The organism is Nocardioides sp. cx-173 (genome assembly GCF_021117365.1).
GTDB lineage: Bacteria > Actinomycetota > Actinomycetes > Propionibacteriales > Nocardioidaceae > Nocardioides.
The window spans coordinates 2,591,867-2,610,105 of sequence record NZ_CP088262.1 but is presented as its reverse complement, the minus strand read 5'-3'; the positions used below and the strand labels follow the sequence as shown (position 1 = coordinate 2,610,105).

Below are 18,239 nucleotides of genomic sequence, written 5' to 3'. Positions count from 1 at the left end.
CGAGGAGCGTCAGCGACGAGCCTCGAAACCCGGTGAGCTGGGAAGCGGCCTCGGAGTACGCGGGGGTGGTTTCGAGGCTCGCTTCGCTCGCACCTCAACCACCGTGGCGGCTCGCTTCGCTCGCACCTCAACCACCGTGGCGGCTCGCTTCGCTCGCACCTCAACCACCGTGGCGGCTCGCTTCGCTCGCACCTCAACCACCGTGGCGGCTCGCTTCGCTCGCACCTCAACCACCGTGGCGGCTCGACCAGCGTGGGTCAGGGCTTCTTCTCCGAGAGGGCCCGGGCGTACTCGACGAGGGTGGCGACGCCCCAGCCGGTGCCGCCGGAGGTCAGGTGGCCGCGGGGGCCGCCGGAGTTGAAGGCGGTGCCGGCGATGTCGAGGTGGGCCCACGGCAGGCCGGCGGTGAACTCGCGCAGGAAGGTGCCGGCGTACAGGCCGCCGCCCCAGCGCACCCAGTCGTGCTGGGCCAGGTCGGCGATCTTGCTGCCCTTGACCCGCTCGACCATCCCGTCGGGGATCGGCATCGGCCAGTGGTCCTCGCCGGCCACCGCCGAGGCGGCGATCACGTCACGGACGATGTCGTCGCTGCCCATGACCCCGGCCATGCGGTCGCCGAGCGCCAGGACCATGTGACCGGTCAGCGTGGCCACGTCGAGCACGACGTCGGGCTTCACCTCGGTGGCCCGCACCAGCGCGTCGGCGAGCACCAGGCGGCCCTCGGCGTCAGTGTTGAGCACCTCGACGGTCTTGCCGCCGTACTGGGTGAGCACGTCGCCGGGGCGGATCGAGCTGCCGGAGACCATGTTCTCGGCCATGGCCGCGAAGGTGCTGACCTTGATCGGCAGTCCGAGTGCGGCGATGGCGTACGTCGCCTGGATGACCGCCGCGGCGCCGGACATGTCGCTCTTCATCTCCTGCATGCCCTGCGCGGGCTTGATGGTCAGGCCGCCGGAGTCAAAGGTGATGCCCTTGCCGACGAGCGCGAGGTGGCAGACGGGCTTGCGGGGGGAGTAGGTCATCTCGACCAGGCGCGGCGGGGCGGAGGAGCCCTGGCCCACCCCGAGGATGCCGCCGCAGCCCAGCTCGGCGAGCCGCTTCTCGTCGAGGACCTTGACGCTCACCTTCGGCGCGCCGCGACCCTTCGTCCACTCCTTGCCCGACTCGACGGCCGCCTCGGCGAACACGGGCGGCGTGAGGTCGCCGGGAGGGGTGTTGATCCAGTCGCGCGTCTGCACCACCGCGCGCACCACGACCTGCGCCTCCTCGAACGCCGTGGTGACCTCCTTGCGCCGGGCGCCCGCGGTCAGCACCACCACCGTGCCGGGGGAGTCGTCCTCGGTCTGGCTCTTGTACGCCGTGTACGTGTAGGCGCCCAGCTGGTGGCCCTCGGCCACGGCCCGGACGAGCTCGGGGGAGTCGGCGGGCAGCGCCAGCGCCACCGAGGCGGCGTTGCCGGCCGCCCGCGCGGCGCCGCCGGCGGCGCGACGTACGGCCTCGGGGGTGACGTCGTCCCCGAGACCGGCGAGCAGCAGCACCGGTGCGGCGATCGCGCCGGAGGTGGGCAGCTTGACCAGCTCGCCGGCCTTGCCCTTCACCCCGAGCGTGGCCAGCAGCGGTGCGAACTTGCGGCCGTAGACCTTGGCGACGTCCTCACCCCCCGGCGCGACCTGCGGCCCCTTGGCCGTGGACACGACCCCGACGACGACCACGTCGGCTCGGGACTTGGCGGGGCTGGCGTTGCGCAGGGTGTAGGACGAAGTCACCGCGGCAGACTAACCCGCCTCGGCGCTGGGGTAGGTTCGCGCCATGGCCGAGGAACTGCTGCGCTCCCCGCTCCACGACCGCCACGCCGCCCTGGGGGCGAAGTTCGCCGAGTTCGGCGGCTGGTCGATGCCGCTCGAGTACGCCTCCGGTGTCGTCAAGGAGCACACGGCCGTGCGGACCTCGGTCGGGATCTTCGACGTGAGCCACCTGGGCAAGGCGATGGTCAGCGGCCCGGGCGCCGCCGACTACGTCAACCGCACGCTGAGCAACGACCTGGGCAGGATCGGGCCGGGGCAGGCGCAGTACACGCTGTGCTGCGACGACGCCTCCGGCGGCGTGGTGGACGACCTGATCGCCTACTACCGCGACGACGAGCACGTGCTGCTGGTGCCCAACGCCGCCAACACCGCGGAGGTCGTACGCCGCCTGGCCGCGCAGGCGCCCACGGGGGTCACCGTGGCCGACCACCACCGCGACTACGTCGTGCTCGCCGTGCAGGGCACGAGGTCGGACGAGGTGCTCTCCGCCGTGGGCCTGCCGGTCGGCCACGACTACATGAGCTTCGTCGAAGCGGAGTTCGAGGGCGTGGGCGTCGTGGTGTGCCGCACGGGCTACACCGGCGAGCGCGGCTATGAGTTGATCGCCGCCAACGACGTCGCCGAGGCCCTGTGGGACGCGCTCCTGGCGGCCGGTGCGCCCTACGACATGCTCGCCTGCGGGCTGGGGGCGCGCGACACCCTGCGCACCGAGATGGGCTACCCGCTCCACGGGCAGGAGATCTCCCTCGACGTCACCCCCAACGAGGCGCGCCTCGGCTGGGCGGTCGGCTGGAAGAAGGAGGCGTTCTGGGGGCGCGAGGTGCTCCTCGCCGAGCGGGAGGCGGGCCCGAAGCGCACGCTGCGCGGCCTGGTCGCCATGGGCCGAGCCATCCCGCGCCCGCACATGATGGTCAGCCTCACCCCCGACGTGATGCTCGGCGAGATCACCTCCGGCACCTTCTCGCCCACCCTCAAGAAGGGCATCGGGCTGGCCCTGCTGCCCTCCGAGATCCATCCCGAGGCCGAGGTCGGCGTCGACGTCCGCGGGCGCCGCGAGATCTTCAAGTTGACCAAGCCGCCGTTCGTGGACACGTCGGTGAGGGAGTCATGAACCTGCCGGACCAGCCGCCCACCTTCCGCCCGCCCACTCCCACCGAGCGCCCCTGGACGTGGCGGCTGGAGAACGCCGCCGGCGAGGTCGTCTCCGTGACCGCGGAGTACGCCGACCAGCGCTTCGCCAGCCAGGCGGACGCCGAGTCGTGGGTCGGGGAGATCTGGGCCGAGCTCGCCGCCGAGGGCGTCGACGCGGTCACGCTCTTCGAGCACGACCGTCAGGTCTACGGGCCGATGTCGCTGCACGCCTGAGCGCGATCCGGCGAGGCCGCCGCTCCGAACACCTCGTGACCCGCACGGGGAGGCGACAGGAGGCCAGCGATGCGCAACGACGCCGACTTCTCGGCGTACGCCCTGGCGCGCTGGCCGTCGCTGGTCCGCTCGCTGGTCCTCCTGGGCGCGCCGCCCGCGGAGGCGAGCGACGTCGGGCTGAGCGCGCTGGCCCGGCTGCGCGGCGACTGGCGGCGCCGTGACGAGCTGGGCGATCTGGACGAGCACACCTTCCGCCTGCTGCTGGACGCCCTGCATGACGCTGCCGGCCGATGGCAGGGGCACGCCGTCGACGGGGAGCTCGAGCCGCTCGACCCGGGCTGGCCGGAGCTTCGGGCGCGGCTCGACCGACTGAGCGAGCCGCAGCGCGCGGCGGTGGTGCTGCCGGTCACCACCGGCCTGGACGACGACCAGGTCGGCTGGCTGCTGGGCGACGCCGGCGCTGTCCCGGCCGGGGAGCTCGCCGAGGAGGTACGCCGGGCGGCGGACTCGGTCCCCGTGCCGCCGCTGCTGCTGGCCGACGTGGCGGCCCGTGAGCGGGTCGAGCGACGGAGCCGGCGACGGCGACTGGCGCGCCGCTCGGCGCTGGCCCTCGCGGTGCTCGCGTTCGTCGCGGGTGCCTGGACGTGGTCGGCCGAGCGCCCCGGCCCGCCGGCCGACCTGCCTGACGTCGAGGCGGAGCGGGTCGCGAACCCCGTCGGGGTCGGCTGGTACTCCGACGGCACCCTGCGTCTGGACCGGGTGGCTCTGGGCATCGGCGACCTCGAGAGCTTCGTCCAGCTGGAGCAGGGCGCGGTCTACGCCGCCACCGACGGATCAGTGGTCCTCGTCGACACCGAGGGCGACCGCACGCTGCTGGGCCGCCAGGACCGAGACGGCGTCTTCGCCGCCTCGGCGGTGGACGGCCTGGTGGCGTGGGTGCAGACGGGCGGCGGTGACGACGACGGAGCCGAGCTGCGGGTGTTCGACGTCGCCTCGCGCGAGGTCGTGGCCGCGGCGCCGGTGCGCGAGCCGGCGCGCGTGATCGCGGTGGACGCCGGTGTCGTCTACGTCGAGGACGCCGCCGGGTTCTCCTCCCTCCAGGCAGAGGCTGAGGATCCTGGGGCCCTGGTCCTGATGGGCCGCCCCGGGCTCCTCGACGCGGCTGGTCCGACCCTCGTCTACCAGCTCCCGGGCGCCGTGGAGATCAGCCGCATCGGGGCGGTCCCGGGCACGGTCGTGCCCGGGTTCGGTGGGCAGCTGTCGCCCGAGGGTGACTACCTCCTGACGCGCGAGGGCGGCCCCGAAGGCCCGGTCCGGATCTTCGACACCCTCGACGGCGCGGAGGTCGACACCGGCCTGGCACCGGGCTCCGAGGTGCTCGCCGCCAGCCTCGATCGACGCGGGGTGGCGACGTACTTCGTGGGGCGGCCCTCGGCCGACCCGGACGAGGGTCTGCGCATCTCCAGCGCCGGCAGCGTCCTGGTCGTCACCTGCCCGCTGTCGGACCTCGTCGCGGAGGTCACCTGCTCGACGCGGGTCTCCTTTCCCCGGATCCTGCCGTCGGCGCTGGCCCACTGACACCGGCCCACTGAGGGTGGACCAGTAGCGTCGGGGCCATGCGCGGGTTCCGACAGGTCGACGTGTTCTCCGCCGAGCCGCTGCTCGGCAACCCGGTCGCGGTCGTGCACGACGCCGACGGCCTGGACGACGCGCAGATGGCGCGGTTCGCGCGCTGGACCAACCTGTCGGAGACGACGTTCCTGCTGACGCCCACCGACCCGGCAGCCGACTACCGCCTGCGCATCTGGACCCCCGGCCGCGAGCTGCCCTTCGCCGGGCATCCCACGCTCGGCAGTGCCCATGCCTGGCTGGAGGCCGGTGGCGCGCCCCGGTCCGCAGACGTCGTCGTCCAGGAGTGCGGCGCCGGGCTGGTCCCGGTACGCCGCGGCGAGCGGCTGGCCTTCGCGGGCCCGCCGCTGGTGCGCTCCGGCCCGGTGGACGCCGGTGACCTCGGCCGGGTGGCCCGCGCCCTGCGCGTCGACGAGCAGGCGATCGTGGACGCGGCCTGGGTGGACAACGGCCCCGGCTGGCTCGGCGTGCTGCTGGCCGACGCGGCCGCGGTCCTGGCCTGCCGCCCCGACCTCGGCGCCTTCGACGGGCTCAAGGTCGGCGTCGTCGGCCGGTATCCGGACGGCGGGGAGGCCGCCGTCGAGGTGCGCGCGTTCTGCCCCGGGCTGGGGGTCCCGGAGGACCCGGTCACCGGCAGCCTCAACGCCGGGCTGGCCCAGTGGCTGGCCGGCAGCAGGCTGCCGACGTCGTACGTCGCCTCGCAGGGCACCGCGATCGGACGCCGTGGCCGGGTCCACGTGTCGGTGGCCGACGGCGCGGTCTGGGTGGGCGGCGACACCCTCACGACCATCGCCGGGACCGTCGCCCTCTGAGCGGTAGGTTGGGCCCATGCAGCAGTACCTCGACCTCCTCCAGCGCGTCCTCGACGACGGGGTCGAGAAGGGCGACCGCACCGGCACCGGCGCCCGGTCGGTGTTCGGCCACCAGATGCGCTTCGACCTGAGCGAGGGCTTCCCGCTCGTGACCACCAAGAAGGTGCACACCCGCTCGATCTTCGCCGAGCTGCTGTGGTTCCTGCGCGGCGACACCAACGTCAAGTGGCTGCAGGACCGCGGCGTGACGATCTGGGACGAGTGGGCCGACCCGGACGGGGACCTGGGGCCGGTCTACGGCTACCAGTGGCGCTCCTGGCCGACCCCCGACGGTCGCCACATCGACCAGATCGCGCAGGTCGTCGAGCAGATCCGCCGCGACCCCGACTCGCGCCGCCACCTCGTCTCCGCCTGGAACGTCGCCGACATCCCGCAGATGGCGCTGGCGCCGTGCCACACGATGTTCCAGTTCTACGTCGCCCCGTCCGAGGCCGGCGGCCGCCTGTCGTGCCAGCTCTACCAGCGCTCCGCCGACGTGTTCCTCGGCGTGCCGTTCAACATCGCGTCGTACGCGCTGCTCACGCACATGGTGGCCCAGGTGACCGGGCTCGAGGTCGGCGACTTCGTGCACACCTTCGGCGACGCCCACCTCTACACCAACCACCTCGACCAGGCGCGGCTGCAGCTCACCCGCGACCCGCGCCCGCTGCCCACCCTGCGCCTCGACCCATCCGTGACGGCGCTCGACGAGTTCGACCTCGAGCACATCTCGCTCGAGGGCTACGACCCGCATCCCGGCATCAAGGCGCCCATCGCCGTATGACGCCCGGGGGCAAGCGCGTCGTCATGGTGGCCGCCGTGGCGGACAACGGCGTGATCGGTGTCGACGGCGGCATCCCGTGGCGGATCCCCGAGGACTTCGCCCACTTCAAGCGCGTCACGCTGGGCCACACGCTGGTGATGGGGCGCGCGACGTACGACTCGATCGGCCGGCCGCTGCCCGGACGCACCACGGTCGTCCTCACCCGCGACCCCTCCTGGTCCGCCGACGGCGTCCTCGTCGCACCGTCGCTTCCCGCCGCCCTCGAGCTCGCCGACGGCCTCGGCGGCGACGTCATGATCGTCGGCGGCGCGCTGGTCTACGCGGAGGCGATGCCGCTGGCCGACGAGCAGGTCCTCACCGAGGTCCACCTCACCCCCGACGGCGACACCTGCTACCCCGAGTTCGACCGTCACGACTGGCTCGAGCGGCGCCGCGACACCTTCCCCGACCGCGACGTCGTCTGGCTCACCCGGTCCTGACGGACCTTGATGAAACCGCCACCTGGCACAGTGGACCCATGGAACTTCGGGTATTCACCGAGCCCCAGCAGGGGGCCACGTACGACGACCTGCTCGCGGTGGCGCTGGAGGCCGAGCGACTCGGCTTCGGGGCGTTCTTCCGCTCCGACCACTACCTCGGCATGGGCACCGACGGGCTGCCCGGGCCGAGCGACGCGTGGATCACGCTGGCCGGGCTGGCGCGCGACACCAGCACCATCCGCCTCGGCACGCTGATGACCAGCGCCACCTTCCGGCTGCCGGGACCGCTGGCGATCAGCGTCGCCAACGTCGACCAGATGAGCGGTGGACGGGTGGAGCTCGGCATCGGCGCCGGCTGGTTCGCCGAGGAGCACACCAAGTACGGCATCCCGTTCCCGAGCACGGCGGAGCGCTTCGACCGGCTCGAGGAGCAGTTGGCGATCATCACCGGGCTCTGGGCCACCGAGGGCGGGTTCACCCACGAGGGTGCGCACTACCGGGTGACGGACTCACCGGGCCTGCCCAAGCCTGCGCAGGCGAAGCCGCCGGTCCTCATCGGCGGCCTGGGCAAGAGGCGTACGCCGGCGCTCGCGGCGGCGTACGCCGACGAGTTCAACCTGCCCTTCGTCGACGAGGAGACGACCACGGCGCAGCTCGCGCGGGTGCGCGCGGCGTGCGAGGCCGCCGACCGTGACTCCGACGACCTGGTCTACTCCAACGCCCTGGTGCTCTGCGTCGGCGCGGACGAGGCCGAGGTGGAGCGCCGGGCGAAGGCGATCGGCCGGGACAAGGACGAGCTGCGCACGAACGGTCTGGCCGGGACGCCGGACGAGGTCGTCGACAAGATCGGTCGCTATGCGGCGCTGGGCAGCGAGCGGCTCTATCTGCAGGTGCTCGACCTCACGGACCTCGACCACCTCCGCCTGGTGGCGGCTGCCGTGATGCCGCACGTGTGAGCGATAGCCTGGGACCCATGACCACGACGCCCGCACCCACCTCGCCGGCGCCCTTCGGCCGGGTCCTCACGGCGATGGCGACGGCCTTCCACGACGACGGCTCCGTCGACCTCGACGGCACTGCCCGCATCGCCGCCCACCTCGTCGACCACGGGCACGACGGTGTCGTGGTCTCCGGTACGACGGGCGAGTCGCCGACCACGTCGGTTTCCGAGGACGGCGAGATCCTGGCCGCGGTCAAGGACGCCGTGGGCGACCGGGCGGTCGTCGTCGCCGGCGTCGGCACCAACGCGACGGCGCACTCCGTCGAGCTCGCCCGACAGGCGGAGAAGATCGGCGCCGACGGCCTGCTGCTGGTCACGCCGTACTACAACAAGCCCAGCCCGGCCGGCGTCCTGCACCACTTCCGCAGCGTCGTCGAGGCCGCCGACGTGCCGGTCATGCTCTACGACGTGCCCGGCCGCACCGGCACCACGATCGCGATGGAGACCTACGAGGCCGCCATCGAGTGGGACAGCGTCGTCGCGGTCAAGGACGCGGTCGGCGACTTCGCGCGCGGCGTCCGGCTGATGCAGCTGGGCTACGCCGTCTACTCCGGCGACGACATCTCCACCCTCGGCTGGCTGGCCCACGGCGGTGCCGGCGTCGTGTCGGTGCTCGGGCACGTCGCGGGCTCGCAGATCCGCGAGATGGTCGACGCCTACGCCGCGGGCGACCACGCGACCGCGCTGGCCGGCTACACCCGGATGCTGCCGGCGATCGACGCCGTCATGGGCGTCCCCAACTACGGTGCGACGACCGCCAAGGCGGCGCTGCAGCTGCTCGGGGTGCTCGACAACCGCAACGTGCGGGGGCCGCTGGTGCCGCTGAGCGACGACGAGGTGGCCGCGCTGCGGGCGGGGCTCGCCGAGTCGGGACTCCTCTGAGAGCCGATGCCCGTGAGCCATCCGCACCCCGAGTTGTCCGCGCCTCCTGAGCTGGCGGAGGGCGCGCTGCGGGTGATCCCGCTGGGTGGGCTCGGCGAGGTCGGTCGCAACATGACCGTCTTCGAGTACGCCGGTCGCCTGCTGGTCGTCGACTGCGGCGTGCTGTTCCCCGAGGACCACCACCCGGGCGTGGACCTGATCCTCCCGGACTTCGAGCCGATCCGCGACCGGCTCGGCGACATCGAGGCGCTGGTCCTCACCCACGGCCACGAGGACCACATCGGCGCCACGCCGTACCTGCTGCGCGAGCGCCCCGACATCCCGCTCGTCGGCTCCGAGCTGACGCTGGCCCTGCTGGACGGCAAGCTGCGCGAGCACCGGCTCAAGGAGACCGTCCACCACCGGGTGCGCGAGGGCGACCGGCTCGTGCTCGGGCCGTTCGAGCTGGAGTTCGTGGCGGTCAACCACTCGATCCCCGACGCGCTGGCCGTCGCCATCCGCACCGGTGCCGGCCTGGTGCTGCACACGGGCGACTTCAAGATGGACCAGCTGCCGCTGGACGGCCGGATCACCGACCTGCGCGCGTTCGCGCGGCTGGGGGAGGAGGGCGTCGACCTCTTCCTCACCGACTCGACCAACGCCGAGACGCCCGGCTTCACCCCGGCAGAGAAATCGATCACCCCCGTCATCGACCAGGTGTTCCGCGAGTCGGCGAAGCGGATCGTCGTCGCCTGCTTCGCTTCTCACGTCCATCGCGTCCAGCAGGTCCTCGACGCGGCCGTCGCCCACGACCGCAAGGTCGCCTACGTCGGCCGCTCGATGGTGCGCAACATGGCCATCGCGAAGGAGCTCGGCTACCTCACGGTGCCGGCCGGTGTCCTCGTCGACGCCAAGGAGCTGGCCACCCTGCCGCCCGATCGGGTCGTGCTGATCTCGACCGGCTCGCAGGGCGAGCCGATGAGCGCGCTGAGCCGCATCGCGCAGCGCACCCACAGCTTCGTCCACATCGAGGAGGGCGACACCGTCCTGCTCGCGTCCAGCCTGATCCCCGGCAACGAGAACGCCGTCTACCGCGTCATCAACGGGTTGGCCCGCCTGGGCGCCCGGGTGATCCACAAGGGCAACGCGCTGGTGCACGTCAGTGGTCACGCCAGCGCCGGCGAGCTGCTCTACTGCTACAACATCGTCCGCCCCCGCAACGTCCTGCCCGTCCACGGCGAGATCCGGCACATGCTGGCCAACGCCGACCTGGCCCGCCTGACCGGCGTACCGAACGTCGTCGTCGCGGAGGACGGCGTCGTGGTCGACCTGGTCGACGGCGTCGCGTCGATCGCCGGCAAGGTCGCCTGCGGCTACGTCTTCGTCGACGGCAGCTCGGTCGGCGACATCACCGAGTCCGACCTCAAGGACCGCCGGATCCTCGGCGAGGAGGGCTTCATCTCGGTCATCGTCGTGGTCGACTCGGTGAGCGGCAAGGTCTCCGGCGGCCCCGAGATCCACGCCCGTGGCAACGCCCTGGAGGGCTCGTCGTTCGACGAGATCAGGCAGCCGATCATCGATGCGCTCCACCGCAGCATCAGCGAGGGCACCACCGACGCCTACCAGCTCCAGCAGACCGTGCGCCGCGTCGTCGGCCGCTGGGTCAGCAGCACCCACCGCCGACGGCCGATGATCATCCCGGTGGTCATCGAGGCCTGACGCCCCTGACGCCGCCGCCCCGGCCGCAGACGCACGAGGCCCCGCCGGATCGCTCCGGCGGGGCCTCGGTGGTGGTGCGGTCAGGTCACCTCTTCTTGACCCAGATCGTCACGGTGTCGCGAGACGCCGCCAGCGCGTCCGAGCCGCCGAAGCGGACCTCGATGCGGTGACGGCCCGGCTTCAGGCCGCGGACGGAGATGATCCCGAAGCCCTTCCGGACGACGCCCTTGCCGACGAACCGGCCGTTCTTGACCAGGCGCACCATCGTGGTGGGCTTGGCCGAGGAGCCGATCACCTTGAGCCGGGCCGCGACCCGGCCGTTGGGGCGGGCCTGGGCGTTGAGGGCCGTCTTGTTCTTGCAGCTGACGACCTTGACGTTGTCGACGTACCAGCCGTCGAGCCCGCCACAGCCGTCCCGGCCCATGTCGAAGCGGATCCGGACCTGCTGGTCGCGCTTGGCGCCGGCCTTCTTCAGGTCCACGATCGACTTGCCCCACGAGCCGCGGTTCTCGCCGCCGTCGGTGCCGGTGAAGCCGACCTCGCCGGCCAGCGGGCTGGTGTTGTCGGGCTTCGGCTCCAGGGTGGCCCCCGGAGCGTTGAAGAGGTAGGCGCTGGCCGGGATGACCTTGAAGTCGCCGCCGCCGACGCTGATCTTCACGTTGCCGCCGTCGAAGCCGTACTCCGTGGCGACGTAGTGCTCGAAGGACAGCGTGGGGGAGGAGCCGGACGGCACCTTGATCACCGGGCTGGTGATCGAGTTGCGGCTGGACACGTCGTCGGCGCCGGCCTGGCAGTCACCGGCCTCGGGCGGGTCCGGAGCGTAGGCCACCTTGGAGGGGTGGCTGCCGGGGGCGGCCGACTTGGCCTCCCACGGGATGCCGCTGGCACCCTCGAACACGACCTCCTCGCTCTTGGTCCAGCCGGCGAGCCCGTCCTCGAAGTCCTCCGAGTACGACGCCCGGCTGACGAAGTTCTTGCCGCACTGCGACGGTGCGCCCTTCTTCAGCAGCGGCTTGAACTCGCACTGCTGGGTCGGGTCGCGCCGCAGCTCCACGGCGTCGGTCATCAGGGCCACCGACGTGCAGTCGGCCGCCGTGATGGGCGCCGCCGCGGCCGGGGTGGCGTTGGGCTCGAGGGTCAGCTGCTTGATCTCCTGCCCGACCAGGTCGGTGCAGGACGCCGCGAGGCCGTCGGCCAGGTCCGTGAAGTCGGCGACCGGGAAGAGGTACTCGCTCTGCGTCCGCCAGTAGATGGCGGAGGCCTTGTCGCGCCCGATGCCCGGGACGGTCACCCCGTTGTAGGTGCCGCCGTCGACCAGCAGGGCGTAGGAGTGGTTGACGACACCGGAGTTGCTGTGGACCCCGCCGTGGTCGTCCTCGGAGCACTTGTACTCCGCGTCGGACACCTTGCCGGGGTCGCCGTAGCAGGTGGGGTTCCACATGTCGCGGATCGCGCCGCCGAAGGCCGGGTCGGCCTCGCCGGAGAGCCAGCGGTAGGAGTCGTCCTTGGCCGCCTCGTCGATGTCCTTGACCGTGACGTTGACGGTGCCCGTGGCGCCCTTGATCTTCGCGCCGTCGGCCTGCCCGATCATGACGCCGTAGATGTCGGCCTGCCCGGAGGGGGAGAAGGGGGCCTCGCCGGCGACGTTGTTGCCGATGATGATCCCCGTGGCGCCGGCAGCCTCGGCGGCGTTGGCCTTCGCGCCGAACGTGCACGTGCCGCGGTCGACGTAGACGAACTTGCCGGCGATGGCGCCCGCGTTGGTGAACGGCGCGCAGCCGTCCAGCGGTGCGCCCACGACGACGTCGGTGGTGACGCCGGTCTTGTCGAAGACCGGGCCGAAGGCGGCGGGGGCCGCGTCGCACGCACCGGCGATGTCCGCCGGGCTGTTGATGGTCAGGCCCACGGCGCCGCGCGTGTACTTCGAGCACACGCTCGGGTCGTCGGAGCGACGCGTGTCGGGCGCCTCGTTGTAGCGGGTGTTGAGCGCGTCGACGTTCTCGCCCCAGATGTCGGAGAACGCCTCGTTCATGGCGCCCGACTGCCACTGGTAGATCAGTCCCGAGGTGTACTCGGTGTAGGCGTGGCCCCACTCGTGAGCCACGGTGTCGTCCGAGCTCACGCCCGAGCAGTAGTTGGTGGTCGAGCCGTTCCAGTTGGCGTTGGGGCAGTTGATCGACGGCTCGTTGTTGACCGTGATCATCGTGGCGCCCGCGCCGTCGTAGGAGTCGCGGCCGAAGGCGTTGCGGAAGAACCAGTACGCCTCGCCGGTGCCCTCGACCTCGTTGAGCTGGTCGGTGTCGAGCGTGCCCGGGAGCGGGTCGCCCTCCTTGTACTTGAGCGTGTAGACGGTCTCGTCGTCGCTGGGGTCCGCCGGGGTCCCGTTGTCGTCGACCGAGGCCTCGTAGAGCCGGCGGTCGAGCGCGTCGTTCATCATCGAGTAGCGGTTGACGATCTTGCCGGTGCGCGCGTCGAGGAAGACCATGTCGCGCACCGTGGTCTTGTTGGTGACCTCGACGACGTAGCTGAGGACGGGCGCGCCGGTGACGCCGCGCGCCGAGCCCATGCGGTAGATCATCAGGTCGGTGTTCTTGGCCTTCAGGCCGGTCTTCGCCACCCGGGCATCGGGCGTGGAGGACTTGGCCCGCACGATGGCGACGGCCCGGGTGGCTGCCTCCTGCGCACTCAGCGTGGGCGTGGTGTCGAGCTTGAGGCCCGGGGCGGCGTAGCCGTTGACCGAGGTGAGGTCACCCTGGCGGTCGAGGTGGGCGCGCACCTTGGCGCCGAAGACGGGCACGCCGCGGTAGGACTGGTCGAAGTCGACGGTCCAGCCGTAGTCGCCGGTGGTGACGCCGGACTGGGTGAGCTGGGCGGCGGTGGCGCCGAAGGCCGGCGCGTAGTCGTCGAGGTAGGCGCGAGCCTTGGCGGCCGCCGCCCCGCTGGAGCGACCGTCGACGTCGGGCAGCAGGTCGGCCGAGCCGCCCGTGGCCCGGACGAACCCGATCTTGCCGGTGGCCCGGTCCTGGGTGATCTTGACAGTGCCGGACGCCTCGTTGCGCATCTTCTGCACCAAGGAGTCCGGGGCGCCCGGAGCCGACGGCGTGGCCGTGGCCTGCGCCGCAGGAAGCGCCGCCAGGCCGCCTCCGAGAAGTACGAGGCTCAGCCCCGTCTTGAGAAATTTCACTGGTTGTTCCTCCCGAGTGGGTGATCCGGTGGCTCGGTCGTCCGGGGCACCGGATTGGCACACTAGGTACACATCCCCAGCAAGGTCTAGTGCTTCGGGACCGCGTCGCGAAACAATCTGATGTCGGCGCGGTGACGCGGCACCGGGCGCCGCGTCCGGCGAGGCGCTCTGGGGCGACCGCCGGCAGGGGCCGCGACGGCTCGGGCGGCGACACGCACGTGTGGTGCGTGTGACTGGTGGGACTGTGGCCTAGTTTGGTCGTATGGCGACCCGTACGTCTTCCCCGCCGGGTTCGCGGAGCAAGAGCACGCCTTCGTCCAGGTCGAGCAGCGGACGAGGAGGCTCGAGCGCCCGAACGCGGAGTGCCCGGAAGTCACCCAGCAGGACCACCCAGGCGAAGAGCCGCGGCCGGACGACGGCCGCCGCGAAGCGCACCCCGGCGAAGGGCCGCCCCGCGCCTCGCGCCGTACGCACCGGGACCGGGCCGGTCGCCCGACTCTTCCTCGCCGTCTTCCGTGGCCTCGCCGCGGTGTGGCTCGCCATCGCTCACGGCGTCGGCGCGCTCGCCCGGGGCGTGGGCCACACGGCCCGTGACCTCGAGCCCGAGCAGCGGCGCGACGGCGGCGGGCTCTTCCTGTTCGGGCTCGCCGTGGTCGTGGCGGGCGCGGTGTGGTTCCAGCTGCCCGGCGGCGTCATGGAGGTCGTCCGCACGGCGGTGGCCGGCTCGGTCGGCAAGGTCGGCTGGTTCGTGCCGCTGCTGGTCGTGGTCGCCGGTCTCCGCCTGATGCGCGACCCGGTCGCCACCGGCCCCGCGGGCCGTCAACTCGTCGGCTGGGCGGCGTTCACGCTGGGCCTCCTCGGTCTCGTCCACATCGCCAACGGCAACCCCCAGCCCGCCGTCGGCGACTCCAGCAACCTGCAGCAGGCCGGCGGGGCCGTCGGCTTCGTCGTCTCCTCGCTGCTGCTGGACCTGCTGCAGTCGACCTACGTCGTCGTACCGCTGCTCGTGCTGCTCGCGTTCTTCGGCACCCTGGTCATCACCGCCACGCCGCTCTACCGGGTGCCGGAGCGTCTCGCGGCGCTGCGCGACTCCGCGCTCGGCCGCCACCTGGACGACGAGGACGACGACGGCCTGGACGCCACCCAGCCGATCCGCACCCGCGGTGGCCGCAAGGGCCTCGACGTCGACCCGCACACCGGCGACGTCCCCTACGACACCCCGGTCGTCGAGGAGAAGCCCAAGCGCCGCCGCAAGGCCGACGCGATCGACGTCGCGCTGGCCGAGGATGCCGGTCTCGAGATCATGGACACCGACTCACCGGTCGTGCCCGACGTGGTGGCGGAGAAGGCCGACCTCGAGCCGCCTCCGCACACGCCGATCCCGCAGCGCGTCGAGCAGCTGTCGCTGTCGGGCGACATCGCCTACTCGCTGCCCGGCAACGAGGTCCTCAAGCCCGGGTCGGTCCACAAGGCCCGCTCCAAGGCGAGCGACGACGTCGTGGGCCGGCTGACGCAGGTGATGGACGAGTTCGGGATCGACGCCCAGGTCACGGGCTACACCCGCGGCCCCACGGTCACCCGCTACGAGGTCGAGGTCGGTCCGGCCGTCAAGATCGAGAAGGTCACCGCCCTCTCCAAGAACATCGCCTACGCCGTGGCCTCCGCCGACGTGCGGATCCTGAGCCCGATCCCCGGCAAGTCCGCGATCGGGATCGAGATCCCCAACCTCGACAAGGAGATCGTCTCGCTCGGGGATGTGCTGCGCTCCAACGCGGCGCGCTCCGACCACCACCCGATGGTGGCCGGCCTGGGCAAGGACGTGGAGGGCGGCTTCGTCGTCGCCAACCTCGCGAAGATGCCGCACCTGCTGGTGGCCGGTGCCACCGGCTCGGGAAAGTCATCGTTCATCAACTCGATGATCACCTCGATCCTGATGCGCTCCACGCCCGACGAGGTGCGGATGATCATGGTCGACCCCAAGCGGGTCGAGCTCAACGCCTACGAGGGCGTGCCGCACCTCATCACCCCGATCATCACGAACCCCAAGAAGGCCGCCGAGGCGCTGCAGTGGGTCGTGCGCGAGATGGACCTGCGCTACGACGACCTGGCCAACTTCGGGTTCCGCCACATCGACGACTTCAACAAGGCGGTCCGCGCCGGCAAGGTCGAGGTGCCGCCGGGCAGCGAGCGGGTGCTCTCGCCGTACCCCTACCTGCTGGTGATCGTCGACGAGCTCGCCGACCTGATGATGGTCTCCCCGCGCGACGTCGAGGACTCGGTCGTCCGCATCACCCAGCTCGCCCGTGCGGCCGGCATCCACCTGGTGCTGGCCACCCAGCGGCCGTCGGTGGACGTCGTCACCGGTCTGATCAAGGCCAACGTGCCGTCGCGGCTGGCGTTCGCCACGAGCTCGCTGGCCGACAGCCGGGTGATCCTGGACCAGCCCGGCGCCGAGAAGCTGGTCGGGCAGGGCGACGGGCTGTTCCTGCCGATGGGCGCCTCGAAGGCGGTGCGCGTGCAGGGCTCGTGGGTGACCGAGGCCGAGATCGCGCAGGTCGTCGCGCACTGCAAGGGCCAGCTCGAGCCGACCTACCGCGAGGACGTCACCGCGCCCGCGCAGAGCAAGCGCGAGATCGACGACGACATCGGCGACGACATGGACCTCGTCGTGCAGGCGATCGAGCTGGTGGTCACCACGCAGTTCGGGTCGACGTCGATGCTGCAGCGCAAGCTGCGCGTCGGCTTCGCCAAGGCCGGCCGGCTGATGGACATCATGGAGAGCAGGGGAGTGGTCGGGCCGAGCGAGGGCTCCAAGGCCCGCGACGTGCTGGTGAAGCCCGACGAGCTGGACGCCGTGATCATGACCTTGCAGGGGGAGCTGTGACCGACGTGAGCAACACCGCCGTGGCCCAGAACGAGACCGACGAGCCCGACGTGACCGACGTGCCGGCCACCACGGAGGTGCGCCGCCGGGTGCCGCTGGCCGCCGCCATCGGCGTCGCCGGCGCCGTGCTGGCGATCGCCTACCTGGTGCGCGCCACCGACACCGGCTCGGTCCTCGACTGGTCGCTGTTCGGCGTCATGGCCCTGCTGGGCGGGGTCTATCTCGCCGCGCTGCTCGACGCCCGCGCGCCGCTGCTGGTGGCCGACGAGCACGGCCTGCGCGTGCGCCGCGGCCGGTCCTGGCACGGCCTGCCGTGGTCGGAGGTCGAGCGCGTCGAGCACCTGGCCCCCCGCGGTCCGTTGCGCGACGGCCGGCTCGACGTCTTCGGCGCCGACGGCACCGAGTGGGGAGTCCGCCTGGGCCTCGCCTCCCACGTGACCGGCGCCGGCGACGATCTCGCCGTCACCCTGCTCGCCCACTCCGACTACACCGCCGACGTGGTCGAGATCGACCTGGTGCCCGCAGACGAGCTCGACGACGCCGAGAGCGAGCCCCTCACGGACGAGTCGGTCGCCGCCCACCCCCTCGACGAGCCCGTCGACGAGCCCGTGAGCGAGTCCGCGGACGAGCCCGTCGACCAGCCCGTCGAGGACGAGGTGGTCGACGAGCGCACGGAGGAGGCCGGGCCGGCAGCGGCCCCCGCCGTGTCGGCGGCGCTGGCCAGCCCCACCCCCGGCCCGCTGCGGGCCCTGCTGCGCGCGGCCCGGTCGGAGTCACGCCACGTGCCCGACCCGGAGCCGGAGCCGGTCGACAACGTCCGGCCGCTCACGACCGAGGACACCCAGGCCTGGACGCGCGAGGACCTGCGTCCCGAGCACGACGGCACGGTGGTCATCGGCGACCTGTCCGACGTGCCGCTGGTCGCCGACCCGGTGATCGGACCCGAGCTGGCCGCCGCCCGGACCCGCCTGGGTCTCACCGTCGACCAGCTCGCCGACCGCACCCGGATCCGTCCGCACGTCATCGAGGCGATCGAGGTCGACGACTTCGCGCCCTGTGGCGGCGACTTCTACGCCCGCGGTCACCTGCGCACGCTCTCGCGGGTCCTCGGCGTCGACGTGGCGCCGCTGCTCGCCTCCTACGACGAGCGGTACGCCGACGCGCCGGTCGACCCACGCCGGGTGTTCGAGTCCGAGCTCGCGACCGGGTTCGGCGGGTCGATCCGCGGCACCCGCGGCGGGCCCAACTGGTCGGTCCTCGTGGCCGCGGTGATGGCGGTCGTGCTCGTGGGCTCGATCGTCCACCTGGTCACCAGCGGCGGCACCAAGGTCGACGAGCGCCCGCGCCTCAACGCCAGCGGCGGCCTCGCCAACGGCACCAGCGCCAACGCACCCAAGGTGCCCTTCGTGCTGACCGCGAGCGGTGGCGGTGCGACCGTGGTCGTCCGCGACGCCGGCGGCAACATCGTCTACGACGGCGCCGTCGCCTTCATGCAGAGCGTCACGCTCAAGGTCGCGCCACCCGTGCGGGTGCAGTCCAGCGACGGCTCGGTCACCGTGAGCATCGCCGGCGACGACCGCGGCGAGATGGGCAAGACCGGCCAGGAGTCCTCCGCCACCTACGTCGTCCGCTGAGCGGCGGTGCGGGGCTCTGCGCCGTTTCGACGGCGGGCAGGGCT

Annotated in this window: 13 protein-coding genes; 11 read left to right on the top strand and 2 right to left on the bottom strand. The window is 72.2% G+C overall.

Features of this window, described 5'->3' with window-relative positions; all coding sequences use genetic code 11:
* Positions 1–257 precede the first annotated feature (257 nt).
* Complete coding sequence (locus tag LQ940_RS12610; RefSeq protein WP_231242576.1) at positions 258–1,766, bottom strand: leucyl aminopeptidase; 1,509 nt, start codon at positions 1,764–1,766, stop codon at positions 258–260.
* A gap of 43 nt (positions 1,767–1,809) precedes the next feature.
* On the opposite strand from LQ940_RS12610, the gene gcvT reads away from it, so the two are divergent.
* From gcvT to LQ940_RS12565, 9 genes are all read left to right on the top strand, one after another.
* Complete coding sequence (gene gcvT / locus LQ940_RS12605) at positions 1,810–2,916, top strand: glycine cleavage system aminomethyltransferase GcvT (RefSeq protein ID WP_231242578.1); 1,107 nt, start codon at positions 1,810–1,812, stop codon at positions 2,914–2,916.
* A complete protein-coding gene (locus LQ940_RS12600; RefSeq protein WP_231242580.1) occupies positions 2,913–3,170 on the top strand; it encodes a hypothetical protein in 258 nt (85 codons plus the stop codon). Before gcvT ends, LQ940_RS12600 begins: the two co-directional genes overlap by 4 nt.
* Before the next feature lie 69 nt (positions 3,171–3,239).
* Entirely contained in the window at positions 3,240–4,748 is a 1,509-nt protein-coding gene (locus tag LQ940_RS12595; RefSeq protein WP_231242582.1) for a hypothetical protein, read from the top strand.
* A 38-nt stretch (positions 4,749–4,786) separates the two neighbouring features.
* Positions 4,787–5,611 (top strand): PhzF family phenazine biosynthesis protein, encoded by an 825-nt coding sequence (locus LQ940_RS12590; protein WP_231242584.1) that lies wholly within the window; start codon positions 4,787–4,789, stop codon positions 5,609–5,611.
* 16 nt (positions 5,612–5,627) lie between these two features.
* Positions 5,628–6,434 (top strand): thymidylate synthase, encoded by an 807-nt coding sequence (locus LQ940_RS12585; protein WP_231242585.1) that lies wholly within the window; start codon positions 5,628–5,630, stop codon positions 6,432–6,434.
* Positions 6,431–6,913 carry a dihydrofolate reductase gene (locus tag LQ940_RS12580; RefSeq protein ID WP_231242586.1) on the top strand — a complete coding sequence of 161 codons (483 nt, stop codon included), beginning with the start codon at positions 6,431–6,433 and terminating at the stop codon, positions 6,911–6,913. The genes LQ940_RS12585 and LQ940_RS12580 overlap by 4 nt, the downstream gene beginning before the upstream one ends.
* Positions 6,914–6,951: 38 nt before the next feature.
* On the top strand, positions 6,952–7,869 hold the full coding sequence (locus tag LQ940_RS12575) for an LLM class F420-dependent oxidoreductase (protein WP_231242588.1): 918 nt from the start codon (positions 6,952–6,954) through the stop codon (positions 7,867–7,869).
* Between the two features lie 17 nt (positions 7,870–7,886).
* On the top strand, positions 7,887–8,795 hold the full coding sequence (gene dapA, locus LQ940_RS12570; RefSeq protein ID WP_231242589.1) for a 4-hydroxy-tetrahydrodipicolinate synthase: 909 nt from the start codon (positions 7,887–7,889) through the stop codon (positions 8,793–8,795).
* A 12-nt stretch (positions 8,796–8,807) separates the two neighbouring features.
* Positions 8,808–10,493, top strand: coding sequence for a ribonuclease J (locus LQ940_RS12565; RefSeq protein ID WP_231365025.1), 1,686 nt, complete (start codon positions 8,808–8,810; stop codon positions 10,491–10,493).
* Between the two features lie 85 nt (positions 10,494–10,578).
* Here LQ940_RS12565 and LQ940_RS21750 read toward each other — a convergent pair whose 3' ends face one another.
* Positions 10,579–13,677, bottom strand: a complete 3,099-nt coding sequence (locus tag LQ940_RS21750; protein ID WP_269217210.1) for a M4 family metallopeptidase — start codon at positions 13,675–13,677, stop codon at positions 10,579–10,581.
* A gap of 262 nt (positions 13,678–13,939) precedes the next feature.
* Here LQ940_RS21750 and LQ940_RS12545 point away from each other — a divergent pair, with 262 nt between their 5' ends.
* Positions 13,940–16,561 (top strand): DNA translocase FtsK, encoded by a 2,622-nt coding sequence (locus LQ940_RS12545; protein ID WP_231242591.1) that lies wholly within the window; start codon positions 13,940–13,942, stop codon positions 16,559–16,561.
* Entirely contained in the window at positions 16,558–18,195 is a 1,638-nt protein-coding gene (locus LQ940_RS12540) for a helix-turn-helix domain-containing protein (protein ID WP_231242593.1), read from the top strand. The genes LQ940_RS12545 and LQ940_RS12540 overlap by 4 nt, the downstream gene beginning before the upstream one ends.
* The last annotated feature ends 44 nt before the right edge of the window (positions 18,196–18,239 follow it).